The 344-nt window shown below is 44.5% G+C and carries 2 tRNA genes; both read right to left on the bottom strand.

The features are described 5' to 3' along the window. Positions 1-54: 54 nt before the first annotated feature. Positions 55-130, bottom strand: a tRNA-Ala gene (locus tag RH89_RS16985). Between the two features lie 41 nt (positions 131-171). Further along, a tRNA-Ile gene (locus RH89_RS16980) sits at positions 172-248 on the bottom strand. Positions 249-344 lie beyond the last annotated feature (96 nt).

Raw genomic sequence — 344 nt, 5'->3', positions numbered from 1 at the left:
ATGATTCGTTAAGAACCATTTTTAAATATTCTGTATCAAGAAAATACTTAAAGATGGTGGAGCTAAGCAGGATCGAACTGCTGACCTCCTGCGTGCAAGGCAGGCGCTCTCCCAGCTGAGCTATAGCCCCATAAAGATTCAATGTCTGACCCGCTATCTTTGGGAAGATAGTGGTGGGTCTGAGTGGACTTGAACCACCGACCTCCCGCTTATCAGGCGAGCGCTCTAACCAGCTGAGCTACAGACCCAACATTGCTCTTAACGTTATAAACCGTACCAATCTGTGTGAACACTCATCGCGACTTATTTATCTTCACTTTAAAAAGTAAAAACAAACTATCCGT

This window comes from Vibrio nigripulchritudo ATCC 27043, assembly GCF_000222685.1.
Classification (GTDB): Bacteria; Pseudomonadota; Gammaproteobacteria; order Enterobacterales; family Vibrionaceae; genus Vibrio; species Vibrio nigripulchritudo.
This window is presented reverse-complemented; position numbering and strand designations above follow the sequence as displayed.